Origin of the sequence: Bradyrhizobium sp. CW1 (genome assembly GCF_023100665.1) — a bacterium.
Lineage (GTDB): Bacteria > Pseudomonadota > Alphaproteobacteria > Rhizobiales > Xanthobacteraceae > Bradyrhizobium > Bradyrhizobium canariense_D.
The window spans coordinates 5,240,101-5,252,161 of record NZ_CP064684.1; the positions used below are offsets into that span (position 1 = coordinate 5,240,101).

At 64.4% G+C, this 12,061-nt stretch carries 13 protein-coding genes; 7 read left to right on the forward strand and 6 right to left on the reverse strand.

The genetic code is table 11. The features are described 5' to 3' along the window. Nucleotides 1–126 precede the first annotated feature (126 nt). The 4 genes from IVB54_RS25715 to IVB54_RS25730 all read left to right on the forward strand — a co-directional run bounded on the left by IVB54_RS25715 (nt 127) and on the right by IVB54_RS25730 (nt 4,462). Nucleotides 127–606, forward strand: coding sequence for an Lrp/AsnC family transcriptional regulator (locus tag IVB54_RS25715; RefSeq protein ID WP_018458603.1), 480 nt, complete (start codon nt 127–129; stop codon nt 604–606). A gap of 139 nt (nt 607–745) precedes the next feature. After that, nucleotides 746–1,237 carry a (2Fe-2S)-binding protein gene (locus tag IVB54_RS25720; RefSeq protein ID WP_018458602.1) on the forward strand — a complete coding sequence of 164 codons (492 nt, stop codon included), beginning with the start codon at nt 746–748 and terminating at the stop codon, nt 1,235–1,237. Further along, on the forward strand, nt 1,234–2,250 hold the full coding sequence (locus IVB54_RS25725) for a xanthine dehydrogenase family protein subunit M (RefSeq protein WP_018458601.1): 1,017 nt from the start codon (nt 1,234–1,236) through the stop codon (nt 2,248–2,250). Before IVB54_RS25720 ends, IVB54_RS25725 begins: the two co-directional genes overlap by 4 nt. Nucleotides 2,251–2,257: 7 nt before the next feature. After that, on the forward strand, nt 2,258–4,462 hold the full coding sequence (locus IVB54_RS25730; protein WP_018458600.1) for a xanthine dehydrogenase family protein molybdopterin-binding subunit: 2,205 nt from the start codon (nt 2,258–2,260) through the stop codon (nt 4,460–4,462). Nucleotides 4,463–4,522: 60 nt separating this feature from the next. Here IVB54_RS25730 and IVB54_RS25735 read toward each other — a convergent pair whose 3' ends face one another. Both IVB54_RS25735 and IVB54_RS25740 read right to left on the reverse strand, forming a co-directional pair. Then, nucleotides 4,523–4,735, reverse strand: coding sequence for a hypothetical protein (locus tag IVB54_RS25735; protein WP_007608382.1), 213 nt, complete (start codon nt 4,733–4,735; stop codon nt 4,523–4,525). Nucleotides 4,736–4,920: 185 nt separating this feature from the next. Continuing rightward, a complete protein-coding gene (locus IVB54_RS25740) occupies nt 4,921–5,970 on the reverse strand; it encodes a hydroxyacid dehydrogenase (RefSeq protein WP_018458598.1) in 1,050 nt (349 codons plus the stop codon). 278 nt (nt 5,971–6,248) lie between these two features. On the opposite strand from IVB54_RS25740, the gene IVB54_RS25745 reads away from it, so the two are divergent. From IVB54_RS25745 to IVB54_RS25755, 3 genes are all read left to right on the forward strand, one after another. Further along, nucleotides 6,249–6,815 (forward strand): thiamine pyrophosphate-binding protein, encoded by a 567-nt coding sequence (locus tag IVB54_RS25745; protein ID WP_026233617.1) that lies wholly within the window; start codon nt 6,249–6,251, stop codon nt 6,813–6,815. A gap of 11 nt (nt 6,816–6,826) precedes the next feature. Continuing rightward, nucleotides 6,827–7,429, forward strand: a complete 603-nt coding sequence (locus IVB54_RS25750) for a thiamine pyrophosphate-dependent enzyme (protein ID WP_018458596.1) — start codon at nt 6,827–6,829, stop codon at nt 7,427–7,429. Nucleotides 7,430–7,505: 76 nt separating this feature from the next. Continuing rightward, a complete protein-coding gene (locus IVB54_RS25755) occupies nt 7,506–7,883 on the forward strand; it encodes an antibiotic resistance protein VanZ (RefSeq protein ID WP_018458595.1) in 378 nt (125 codons plus the stop codon). 43 nt (nt 7,884–7,926) lie between these two features. Here IVB54_RS25755 and IVB54_RS25760 read toward each other — a convergent pair whose 3' ends face one another. The 4 genes from IVB54_RS25760 to gcl all read right to left on the reverse strand — a co-directional run bounded on the left by IVB54_RS25760 (nt 7,927) and on the right by gcl (nt 11,914). Next, the gene (locus tag IVB54_RS25760; protein WP_018458594.1) at nt 7,927–8,310 is read right to left on the reverse strand and encodes a DUF1236 domain-containing protein; all 384 of its coding nucleotides are present in this window, start codon (nt 8,308–8,310) and stop codon (nt 7,927–7,929) included. Nucleotides 8,311–8,425: 115 nt separating this feature from the next. Beyond that, nucleotides 8,426–9,313: a 2-hydroxy-3-oxopropionate reductase gene (locus IVB54_RS25765; protein ID WP_018458593.1), complete on the reverse strand. Its 888-nt coding sequence runs from the start codon at nt 9,311–9,313 to the stop codon at nt 8,426–8,428. A gap of 12 nt (nt 9,314–9,325) precedes the next feature. After that, complete coding sequence (hyi, locus tag IVB54_RS25770; protein ID WP_018458592.1) at nt 9,326–10,111, reverse strand: hydroxypyruvate isomerase; 786 nt, start codon at nt 10,109–10,111, stop codon at nt 9,326–9,328. A 12-nt stretch (nt 10,112–10,123) separates the two neighbouring features. Beyond that, nucleotides 10,124–11,914 (reverse strand): glyoxylate carboligase, encoded by a 1,791-nt coding sequence (gene gcl / locus IVB54_RS25775; RefSeq protein WP_018458591.1) that lies wholly within the window; start codon nt 11,912–11,914, stop codon nt 10,124–10,126. Between the last annotated feature and the right edge of the window lie 147 nt (nt 11,915–12,061).

A 12,061-nucleotide genomic window follows, 5' to 3' on the forward strand; every position in this document is an offset into this window, starting at 1 on the left:
TCCTTGTGATTCACCTCATGATCGTAGCGACGTGCCCTGTTTGGTTTCGTGCAAATATCCGCTAGCTTTGGCCTCCCTGCGCCGGTTTCCGGCGCGCAAACGCCCTTTCACGCTGGAAACGAAACCTTGGCCCTCGACAGGAAAGATCTCGCCATCCTCGCGGAGCTCACGACCAACGCGCGGGCCAGTCACACCGAGCTCGCGCACAAGGTCGGGCTATCAAGCACCGCGCTCGCGCGGCGGCAGAAGGCGCTGCAAGACGACGGCTATATCCAGGGCTATCAGGCCACGCTCGACCTCGCGCAGTTCGGCCTCACCACCACGGTGCTGGTCCGTATCGCGCTGGAAAGCCAGAGCGATGAGGCGCTGAAGGCGTTCGAGGCGGAGGTGGTGAAATGCCCGTCCGTCGTGCGCTGCTTCCTGATGTCGGGGACCGACGACTACATCCTGATCGTGCTCGCCCGCGATATCCAGGATTTCGAGCGCATCCACCGCATGGAGCTGTCGCGCCTGCCGCGCGTCGCGAGGGTACAATCGAGCTTCGCGCTGCGCGAAGTTGTCGACCGCGCCGTGCCGAATGTGGTGTTCGGCGAAGCAAAGCGCTGACCGCAACCTCTCGGAAAGGCGAACTGCTGGCAAGGAACCAACCGGTCGGTGGTCCGTTGGGCGCTATTGGCCGGCGGAGGCGTGCCCCCGCGTCAACACGGCTGACGTCCGGCACGGTCGCCGTCGCAGGGAGCAGGACATGGGCGATGTCACGCATCAGATTTCCGAACGCATTCCGATCCATCTTGTCGTCAACGGCGTCAGTCACACGCTCGATCTCGTGCCATGGACCACATTGCTCGATGCCTTGCGGGACCATCTTGCACTGAGCGGCACCAAGAAGGGCTGCGACCATGGTCAGTGCGGCGCCTGCACGGTGCTGGTGGACGGCCGGCGCGTCAATTCCTGTCTCACGCTCGCCGTCATGAAGGACGGCGCGGAGATCACGACTGTCGAAGGTCTTGCCAAGGATGGCGCGCTGCATCCCCTGCAACAGGCGTTCATCGACCATGACGCCTTCCAGTGCGGCTATTGCACGCCGGGACAGATATGCTCGGCGGCCGGACTGCTCGCCGAAGGCCGTGCCAAAGATACCGACGAGATCCGGGAGCTGATGAGCGGAAACCTTTGCCGCTGCGGCGCCTATCCAAACATCGTCGCCGCCATCCAGCAGGCAATGGGCCAGCCATGAACAACTTCCAGTACGCTCGAGCCACTGATGTCGCCGACGCCATCCGCTTGCTCGCCGCCGGTCCCGGCGCCAAACTGATTGCCGGCGGCACCAATCTGATCGACCTGATGAAAGAGAATGTCGAGCGCCCCTCCCGGCTGATCGACATTTCCCGCCTGCCGCTCCGCAAGGTCGAAGAGACGCCCGACGGGTCCTTGCGCATCGGCGCCTTGGTGCCGAACTCGGACCTCGCCTATCATCCATTGATCGAGCAGCGCTATCCCCTGCTCGCCAGCGCCATCCTGGCCGGCGCCTCGGCGCAACTGCGCAACATGGCATCGGTCGGCGGCAATCTGATGCAACGAACGCGCTGCGCTTATTTCTATGACACGGCCACGCCGTGCAACAAGCGACATCCCGGCAGCGGCTGCTCGGCAATGGACGGGCTGAACCGCAACCATGGGATCCTGGGCACGAGCGCCGCCTGCATCGCGACCAATCCATCCGACATGAGCGTGGCGCTCGCCGCGCTCGATGCGCTCGTGCACATCGCGGGTCCCTCCGGCGAACGCACCATCGCGCTGACCGATCTCCATCGGCTGCCCGGCGACAAGCCTCATGTCGATACCAATCTCGGCACCGGCGAGATCATCACCGGGATTGAGCTTCCGCCGCGCGGCTTTGCTCAAAACTACAGCTATCTAAAAATTCGCGACCGGATGTCTTATGCTTTTGCTTTGGTCTCGGTTGCCGCCGCGCTCGAATTGGAGGGCAACGCGATCAGCGGGGCACGCGTGGCGGTCGGCGGCGTGGCTCACAAGCCTTGGCGCAGCCTCGAGGCCGAAGCTACGTTGCGCGGCCAGGCCGCAACGCCCGATCACTTCTCGCACGCCGCGGATCTCTTGCTCCAGGGAGCAACAGCCCGCTCACATAACGGCTTCAAGGTCGAGCTCGCACGCCGCGCCATCGTGCGGACGCTGACACAGGCGGCGAACGCCACGCCGCAATCTCAGGCGCACAAGAAGATCGCGTGAGGACCCCATGAACGCTTATGTCGGAACGCCAACGTCGCGTGTCGACGGCCGGGCCAAGGTCACCGGCGCCGCCAAATACGCCGGCGAATTTCCAGCCGACAAGCTCCTCCATGGCTTCGTGGTCGAGGCCATCATTCCATGCGGGCGCATTGCCCGCCTCGACGCGAGCGAGGCGTTGAAGGTCGAGGGCGTACTCAACGTGCTCACGCATGCGAACCGTCCGCCGCTGGCCGACAAGGACGAGGCGTGGAAGGACGAGGTGGCGCCCGAGGAAGGCTCGCCTTTCCGTCCGCTTTATGATGACAAGATCAAGTTCAATGGCCAGCCGATCGCACTTGTCGTCGCAGAGGACTGGGAAACCGCGAAATTCGCCGCGACGCTCGTGCGGGTCGAATATGAGCAGCATGGTTTTGCAACCGACCTCGAAGGCGAACGCAGCAACGCCGCCGAGAAGAACGAGCCGCATAAACCGCGGGGCGACGCCGCAGCCGCCCTTGCGGGAGCTGATGTGCGCCACGAGGCGGACTACGTGATACCGACCGAGCATCACAACCCGATGGAGCTCTATGCGACCACGGCGGTCTGGGACAGCAATGGCAAGCTCACGATCTACGACAAGACCCAAGGCGTCCAGAACGTCCACAAATTTCTCTGCAGCGTGTTCGACAAGAAGCCGGACGACATTCGCGTGGTCTCGCCGTACGTCGGCGGCGCCTTCGGCTCCGGCTTGCGGCCGCAATATCAGGTGGTGTTGGCAACACTCGGCGCGCTCGCGCTGAAGCGGTCCGTTCGCGTCGTACTGACGCGGCAGCAGATGTACGGGCTCGGCTACCGGCCGATGACCATCGAGCGCGTCGGGCTCGGCGCAAGATCCGATGGCGCCCTCGACGCGGTCACGCACGAGGCGATTGCCGTCACCTCGCGCTATGAGGATTTTGCCCGCAACGATACCGGCTGGGCCGAACAGCTCTACAAGAGCCCGAACAGCCGCTTCTCCCACAAGCTGGTGCACCTTGACGTCTCCACCCCCTGCGACATGCGCGCACCGGGCGCTGCGTCGGGCGTCTGCGCGCTGGAATGCGCGATGGACGAGCTCGCCGTCGCACTCAAGCTCGACCCGATCGAATTGCGGCTGAAGTGCTACTCGGATCGCGACCAGAGCGAAAACCTGCCCTACACCAGCAAGCAGTTGCGCGAATGCTACGCGCGCGGCGCGGACGCCTTCGGCTGGAGCAGACGCGATCCTGCGCCGCGCTCGATGCGCGACGGCAAGGATCTGATCGGCTGGGGCATGGCGACGGGTGTGTGGGAAGCACTGCAGATGCCGGTCGCCGTCCGTATCGTGCTGACGTCGAACGGACATGCCGAGGTGTCCTGCGCCGCATCCGACATCGGCACCGGCACCTACACCATTGTGGCTCAGGTCGCAGCCGATGCGCTCGGCCTGCCGATTGAGAACATCAGCGTCCGGCTCGCAGATTCCAGTCTGCCGCAGGCGCCTGTGGAGGGCGGCTCCTGGATGGCCGCTTCGAGCGCGCATGCGGTGCTCGCAGCCGCCGAGGAAGTGCGCAAGGAACTGTTACGCCTGGCCGGGAAGATGCCAGGCTCGCCGCTCGCCGGCGCCGAGCTAGCCGATACGGTGCTGACCGACGGCAGCATTGCCAGCTCCAGCAACAACAGCCGCGCGGTCTCGATCGCCGACGCGATGCGTCACGGCGGCGTCGAACGCATCGAGAAGGAAAAGCTCAATCAATTCGGCGAGGACAAGAAGCACGCGCGTAACACCCACTCGGCCGTCTTCGCCGAGGTCAAGGTGGACGAAGAGCTAAACGTCATTCGCGTGACGCGGGTCGTGAGCGCCGTCGCGGCCGGGCGGATTCTCAACACCAAGACAGGCCGCAGCCAGATCATGGGCGGCGTGGTCTGGGGGATTGGGATGGCCCTGCACGAGGAGACGGTGATGGATCACCGCTTCGGGCGGATCATGAACGCGAACATCGCCGAGTACCACATTCCCGTGAATGCCGATGTTCACGACATCGACGTGATCTTCGTCGACGAGCCGGACGCGCACATCAACGCGCTCGGCATCAAGGGGCTGGGAGAGATCGGCATCGTCGGCGTTCCCGCCGCGATCGCGAACGCCGTCTATCACGCCACCGGCAAACGCATCCGTCGATTTCCGATCACACTGGACAAGCTGCTCGACTGAGACGGTGCAGCAGTCCCCTCTCGGCGCCGGCGTCACCTCACGGCGCCCGGCCGCCAGGCCTCACGAGGGAAAGTCAGCCGGTCTGACTTGGATGCGGTCGGCATGCAGCGACCAGTGGTGCAACGCCTGATCCTCGCAAAACCTCGCCTTCGCCCGCTCTCTGGCTTCGTCCTCGTCGGAAGCGTCGATCTCGAGCGTGCCCTGGCACACCTCGATCTGCCGGCCGTACTGGCCGAGCACGTCCTTCATGAACCTGACCACATAAGTTGACATGGGACCTCCTGCCTGCCCCGGCGGCGCTCACTCTTATCCCATTTAGGCGGAATCCGGGAGGGAGATTTTGACACGGATCAAAGTCGGGCGCGGTTCCCCCCGCCGATCGTTCCGTGGCGCGTAGCGCTAACCGGGACATTGGGCAGCAGGAGCATCGCACCCCGGAAGGACAGAGCGACTGTCAACTACGCCGGCGTCACACCAAACGCCTGCTTGAATCGCTCCACATAGCGTGGCCAGACCTCCGGATTGATGATGCGCGGCGGCCGCTTGCCATCGAGCGTATCCAGCACCTGCTCGGCCGCGATGCGGCCCATGTTCTGCCGCGCCTCGATCGTGACGCCCGCGGTATGCGGGCTCGCCAGCACGTTGTCGAGCTGGAGCAGCGGATGCTCCGGCGGCGGCGGCTCCTTGGACCAGACGTCGAGACCGGCGCCCGCAATGCGCTTCTCGCGCAAGGCCTGGAGCAGCGCATCCTCATCGTGGATGAAGCCGCGCGCCGTGGTGATAAAGTACGCATGCGGCTGCATCAACGCAAATTCGCGCACGCTGATCATGTTGCGGCTGCGCTTGTCGAGCGGGCAGGAGATGGAGACGAAATCGGCGCGGCGCAGCAGCTCGTCGAGCTCGACCTTCTCGCCGCCCCGCTCGGCCATCACCTCGGCCGTGAGGTAAGGATCGTAGGCCAGCACCTTCATGCCGAACAGGCCCTTGCACAGCGCGGCGATGCGGCGACCGACATTGCCGAGGCCGACGATGCCGACGGTCTTGTGCTCGATCTCGTTGCCGACGAGTTCGTTGCGGTTGACGTTGGACTCCCTGCGGAGCTTGCGGTCGGACTGGATGATGCGCTTGGACAGCGTCAACATCATCGCCAGCGCATGCTCGGCGACCGAGTGGGCGTTGCCGCCGGACTGGTTGACGACCAGCACGCCGGCATCGGTGCAAGCCTCGACATCGACAGGATCGAATCCCGCGCCGTTGCTGGAGACGAGCAGCAGGTTCGGCGCGCGCCTCAGGAAGGCAGCATCGACATGGAAGTGCGGGGCCAGTTCGTCACGGGCGGCGCCGATCTGGTAGACATGAGCCGCCTCGATGATCGGCGCGAAATATTCCTCGGGGCTCTCGTTCTCGATGCGATCGAGCCGGACGTCGGGCCGCGCCTTCAGGATGTCGATATAGATCGGATTGGCCAGATATTTGACGTAGAAGACGCGCTTGCTGTTGACGGACATCAGGACCCTTCCGGCTTTCTCCAGGAGATCCGCAGGGCCAGCGCTTCGCGCGCTGCTGTCATGCGTTCCTCCGTTCTCTTGTTGTTGCCGCTTATGACACGGCGGCACCGGCTGCGGCAGGCCGTCTGGCGCAGATCACGGTGCAGTCCGGACATGTTGACAATCCCGCTGCCTGCGTCAAGTTCGGCAGACCGCCGCGACGGCCAAGACAAGGGCTAAGACGACGCCTAAGACAATGGCAAAGACCAAGAAGCATGCGCGGCCGAAGGGAGAACGCAATGCCGATTGCGGAGCAACAAACCTCGTCCGAGGCGGCGCAGACCTCCAGTGACAAGAGCTGGCACGGCATCATCCTGCAAACCTTAAAGCGGAATGAGATCAGCCTCGTCCCTTACGTGCCCGACCGCGTGCTGACGCCGCTGATCAAGAACCTGCACGCCGATCAGTTCTTCACCACCTTTGCCACCGCCCGCGAGGAGGAGGCCGTCGGCATCGTCTCGGGCGCCTGGATGGGCGGACGGCGCGGTGCGGTGCTGATGCAGACCTCAGGCTTTGCGACGCTCGCCAACGTGCTGGCCTCGCTCGCGGTGCCCTACCAGATTCCGCTTATCATGTTCGTGTCCGAGCGCGGCACGCTCGGCGAGTTCAACTACGGCCAGTCACTGGTCTGCCGCACCATGCGTCCGGTGCTGGATTCGCTGGCGCTGGAGCATCACACCATCACCCGGCTCGACGAGCTCGAATTCATTGCCGATCGTTCGATCAAGCAGGCCGTCACGACGCAGGCGCCAGTCGCGCTGATCCTCAACCCGCTGCTCACGGGCGGCAAGGTGTTCGACAAGTGAGTCCGGCCCAAATGAATACAGACGTGCGCAACACCAAAGTGATGAACCGCTTCGACGTCACCTCGCGCCTGATCGCGAAACTCGAGCACGAGGAAGCCGTGATCGGCGGCATCGGCAACACCAATTTCGACCTCTGGGCCGCCGGCCACCGTGCGCAAAATTTCTACATGCTCGGCAGCATGGGGCTCGCCTTCCCGATCGCGCTGGGCGTGGCGCTGGCGCAGCCGGACCGGCGCGTCTTTGCGCTCGAAGGCGACGGCTCGCTGCTGATGCAGCTCGGCGCACTCTCGACGATCGCGGCGTTGAAGCCGAAGAACCTCATCATGATCGTGATGGACAACGGCATCTACCAGATCACGGGCGCGCAGCCGACACCGGCCGCGAACGTGGCTGACATCGTCGCCATCGCAACCGGCTCCGGGCTTGCCAACAGCGCCTGGGCCGCGGACGAGGCGGATTTCGAGCGTCTGGTCGAGGAAGCCATGTCGGCCGGCGAGCCCAGCCTGATCGCCGTCCGCATCGATGACAAGCCCGGCGTCGGCGCCACCCGACGCGATCCCGTACAAATCCGGGAACGCTTCATGCACGGCCTTGGCGTGCGCGAGCCACTTTAACGGTTCGTCATTAACTACACGGCGATCTGATCCTGGCGCCTCGGCAGGCTGCTGCAATCCGTGCTAAGCGGTGCGGATGTCCATTTTGCTTCGCTCCTCTGCCTGGCTGCTTGCCGCCGCCGTCGCCTTTGCAACCCTCGGCCCGCCAGGCCTACGGCCCCATTCCGACCTTGGCCAGGACGGCGAACATGCCCTTGCCTTCGTCCTGGTGGGACTAGCCTTCGGCCTCGCCTATCCGCGCCGCCGCCTGTCGGCCACAGCGATCGCCGTGGTGCTGATCGGCCTGCTGGAACTGATGCAATTCTGGGCACCGGGACGGCATGCGCGGCTGGAGGACTTTCTGGTCGATGCCGGCACCACCTGCATCGGTTTCGCGCTGGCGGCCATCGCCGATTGGGCCATGACGCGGTTTCGCGCAAATCCGGCCCTGACGAGTCAAGGCCCCGCGGAGTGACGCTCCGCAGGGCCCGTCTCTTCAAAGCTCACGCTCCGGTCGATCAGTCGATGATCTTAACGACGCGGCGCGTGCGCGGCTCCACGATCACGCGGCGATCGTTCACGACCGCATAGCGATATTCGGTGTAGTTCGGCACGGGCCGCAGCACCACGGTCGGCGGCAGTGGCTCGCCGACCACGACGCGCTCGTGGACCACGACGGAATCATCGCGCGGAATTCCGCCGAGGATCGCATTCGGGATTTCCAGACCAGCGCCGACCGCCGCACCGACGGTACCACCGACCATCGCTCCGACCGGGCCGCCGATGTCGCCGCCCGCGCGAGCGCCGTCCCTGGCGCCCTGTTCGGTCGTCGACTGGGCAAAGGCTGCACTCGACGCCAGCAGCGACGCGGCAGCGAACGTAATCGCAAGACGGGTCTTCATGTGCTTATGTCTCCAGTGATTGTTGTGCGCCTTCAACCGCGGGGCCGGATCATTGTTCCGGTTCCCCGCCGGATCTAGGCAGAACTACAAGTGGAGACTGTTACCTGGTAACAGTTCAGGCTGCGGCGATCTCGTGCCGCGCCATCAGTTCCAGCGCACGCACCATTGCCGAGTGATCCCAACCCTTGCCGCCATGTGCGGTGCAAGACGAGAACAATTGCTGCGCCACTGCCGTGCTTGGCAGTGACAGGCCGAGCGCGCGGGCGCCTTCAAGCGCGAGGTTGAGATCCTTCTGATGCAGCTCGATGCGGAAGCCGGGATCGAAATTGCGCTTCACCATGCGCTCGCCATGCACTTCGAGAATCCGCGACGACGCAAAGCCGCCCATCAGGGCCTGCCGCACCAGCGCCGGATCCGCACCGGCTTTCGACGCGAACAGCAGCGCTTCGCTGACCGCCTCGATCGTCAACGCGACGATGATCTGGTTGGCGACCTTCGTCGTCTGGCCGTCGCCATTGGCGCCGACCCGGGTGACGTTCTTCCCCATCCGGTCGAAGATCGGCTTCATGGTGTTGAAGGCGCGCTCGGGGCCACCCACCATGATGGTGAGGCTTGCCGCCTTGGCACCGACCTCCCCGCCTGACACCGGTGCGTCGAGATAATCCGCGCCGAGCGCCTCGATCTTCTTCGCAAACTCCTTGGTCGCCAGCGGCGAGATTGAGCTCATGTCGACCACGATCTTCCCCTTGGAAATGCCGCCCGCGACGCCGTCCTTGCCGAACAGCACGGCCTCCACATGCGGCGTATCCGGCACCATGATGATGACCGCATCCGCCTCCTCCGCGACCTCCTTGCTTGACTTGCAGCCAACGCCGCCGGCCGCGATCAGCCCGGGCGCGACCGGCCCGACATCGTGCAGGAGAACGCGATGGCCTGCGGTCAGAAGATGGCCGGCCATCGGCCGTCCCATGGTGCCAAGTCCGATAAAGCCGATGTCGATCATGTCAACGTTTCCTCAGGTCTCGAACGTCTGCGCCGCGTGCCAGGACAGGCCTTCCAGCGTCGTGGTGCGCGGCTTGTATTCGCAGCCGACCCAGCCGCGGTAACCGATCGCGTCGAGATGGCGGAACAGGAAGGGATAGTTGATCTCGCCGGTGCCAGGCTCGTGACGGCCGGGGTTGTCGGCGAGCTGGATGTGCGCGATCTGCGGCAGGTATTCCTGCATAGTACGGGCGAGGTCGCCCTCCATGATCTGCATGTGGTAGATGTCGTACTGGACGAACAGATTGTTCGAGCGCACCTCGGAGATCAGCTGCACGGCCTGCTCGGTGCCGTTCAGAAAGAAGCCGGGGATGTCGAGCGTGTTGATCGGCTCGATCAGCAGCTTGATGTTTTCCCGCGCCAGCGTCGACGCCGCAAAGCGCAGATTCCCGACCAGCGTTTCGTTGAGCTCACGCGGATCGGCATCCGCAGGCGCGATGCCGACGAGACAGTTGAGCTGCTCGCAATCGAGCGCCTTGGCATAGTCGATGGCGCGAAACACGCCGTCCCTGAACTCGCTGATACGATCAGGCAGGATCGCGATGCCGCGCTCGCCCGCCGCCCAATTGCCGGCCGGCAGATTGTGCAGCACCTGCGTCAGCCCATGGCCGTCGAGTTGCTCGCGCAGCTGCGCCTTGTCGAATTCGTAGGGGAAGAGGTACTCGACCCCGCCGAAGCCCGCTGCTTTGGCCGCTGCGAAGCGGTCCACGAACGGCATTTCGTTGAAGAGCATGGTGAGGTTGGCGGCGAATTTCGGCATGATGCTATCTCCCTATTCCGCCGGCTGCAGCACGCCGGGCCGCGCGGTCGCGACCTCGTCGAGCGGCAGATCCAGCACCTCCTCGAATTCGACGATGTTGTCGATTTCCGTGCCCATCGCGATGTTGGTGACGCGTTCGAGGATGAACTCGACCATCACGGGCACGCGATGCTTGGCCATCCATTCGCGCGCGGTCGCGAACGCCGCCTGCGAGTCCTTCGGGTCGGTGACGCGGATCGCCTTGCAGCCGAGCCCTTCGGCGACAGCGACGTGATCGACACCGTAGCCGCCGAGCTCGGGCGCGTTGATGTTCTCGAACGAGAGCTGGACGTGATAGTCCATGTCGAAGCCGCGCTGGGCTTGGCGGATCAGGCCGAGATAGGAATTGTTCACGACGACGTGGATGTAGGGCAGATTGAATTGCGCCCCGACTGCGAGCTCCTCGATCAGGAATTGGAAATCGTAGTCGCCTGAGAGCGCGACGATATCACGATCCGGACACGCCGCGCGCACGCCGAGCGCCGCGGGTAGCGTCCAGCCGAGCGGGCCCGCCTGCCCGGCATTGATCCAGTTGCGCGGCTTGTAGACGCCCAGGAACTGCGCGCCGGCGATCTGCGACAGGCCGATCACGGAGACGTAGCAGGTGTCACGGCCAAACGCCTTGGTCATCTCCTCGTAGACGCGCTGGGGCTTGATCGGGACGTTATCGAAATGGCTCTTGCGCAACATTGTCTTCTTCCGGTCGCGGCAGGCAGCGGGCCACGCCTGGCGCTCGCGCAACCTGCCGGACCGGCGCCACTCCCTGGCGACGGTGACGAAGAGTTCGAGAGCGGCCTTCGCGTCCGAGACGATGCCGAGATCGGGATTGAACACGCGCCCGATCTGCGTCGGCTCGATGTCGACATGCACGAAGGTGCGCCCCTTGGTGTAGGTCTCGACCGAGCCGGTGTGGCGGTTGGCCCAGCGATTGCCGATGCCGAGCACGAAATCGGATTCGAGCATGGTGGCATTGCCGTAACGGTGGCTGGTCTGAAGACCGACCATGCCGGCCATCAGCACGTGGTCGTCGGGGATGGCCCCCCAGCCCATCAGCGTCGGCACGACCGGCACGTTGGCAATCTCGGCGAATTCCACCAGCAGATCCGAGGCGTCGGCATTGATCACGCCGCCGCCCGCGACGATCAGCGGCCGTTCGGCCGCATTGAGCATCTCCAGCGCCTTCTCGACCTGCTTGCGGGTCGCGGTCGGCTTGTAGACCGGCAATGGCTCATAGGTCTCGTCGTCGAACTCGATCTCGGCGAGCTGCACGTCGAGCGGCATGTCGATCAGCACCGGGCCGGGCCTTCCCGAGCGCATCACGTGAAACGCCTGGCTGAACACGCGGGGCACCAGCGCCGGCTCGCGCACCGTCACCGCCCATTTGGTCACGGGCTTTGCGATCGACTCGATGTCGACGGCCTGGAAATCCTCCTTGTAGAGCCGCGCGCGCGGCGCCTGCCCGGTGATGCAGAGGATCGGGATGGAATCAGCGATCGCGGAATAGAGCCCGGTGATCATGTCGGTCCCGGCCGGCCCCGAGGTGCCGATGCAGACGCCGATATTGCCGGCCTTGGCCCGCGTATAGCCCTCGGCCATGTGCGAGGCACCCTCGACATGGCGCGCCAGGATATGGCGGATCGAGCCGCGCTTCTTCAGCGCCGAGTAAAGCGGATTGATCGCGGCCCCGGGAACGCCGAAGGCAGTCGAGATGCCCTCCTTCTCCAGAATTCGCACGGCAGCATCGATGGCTCGCATCTTCGCCATATCGGACCTCGCTTGAGTTGCATTGGCTTGAGCGAGATCATCGGGCCCGCGAGGGCTTCACTCAACGAGATCGATTTTATTTTCCACGATGCGGCAGCCGCGGAAAAAACGTGGCGGTCTCAATCGGTTAGATCGAGATATCCGTGA

Coding starts and splice junctions, on each gene's coding strand:
- IVB54_RS25720 (WP_018458602.1), top strand. CDS start 746: ATGGGCGATGTCACGCATCAGATTTCCGAACGCATTCCGATCCATCTT.
- IVB54_RS25725 (WP_018458601.1), top strand. CDS start 1,234: ATGAACAACTTCCAGTACGCTCGAGCCACTGATGTCGCCGACGCCATC.
- IVB54_RS25730 (WP_018458600.1), top strand. CDS start 2,258: ATGAACGCTTATGTCGGAACGCCAACGTCGCGTGTCGACGGCCGGGCC.
- IVB54_RS25735 (WP_007608382.1), bottom strand. CDS start 4,735: ATGTCAACTTATGTGGTCAGGTTCATGAAGGACGTGCTCGGCCAGTAC.
- IVB54_RS25740 (WP_018458598.1), bottom strand. CDS start 5,970: ATGTCCGTCAACAGCAAGCGCGTCTTCTACGTCAAATATCTGGCCAAT.
- IVB54_RS25745 (WP_026233617.1), top strand. CDS start 6,249: ATGCCGATTGCGGAGCAACAAACCTCGTCCGAGGCGGCGCAGACCTCC.
- IVB54_RS25750 (WP_018458596.1), top strand. CDS start 6,827: ATGAATACAGACGTGCGCAACACCAAAGTGATGAACCGCTTCGACGTC.
- IVB54_RS25755 (WP_018458595.1), top strand. CDS start 7,506: ATGTCCATTTTGCTTCGCTCCTCTGCCTGGCTGCTTGCCGCCGCCGTC.
- IVB54_RS25760 (WP_018458594.1), bottom strand. CDS start 8,310: ATGAAGACCCGTCTTGCGATTACGTTCGCTGCCGCGTCGCTGCTGGCG.
- IVB54_RS25765 (WP_018458593.1), bottom strand. CDS start 9,313: ATGATCGACATCGGCTTTATCGGACTTGGCACCATGGGACGGCCGATG.
- hyi (WP_018458592.1), bottom strand. CDS start 10,111: ATGCCGAAATTCGCCGCCAACCTCACCATGCTCTTCAACGAAATGCCG.
- gcl (WP_018458591.1), bottom strand. CDS start 11,914: ATGGCGAAGATGCGAGCCATCGATGCTGCCGTGCGAATTCTGGAGAAG.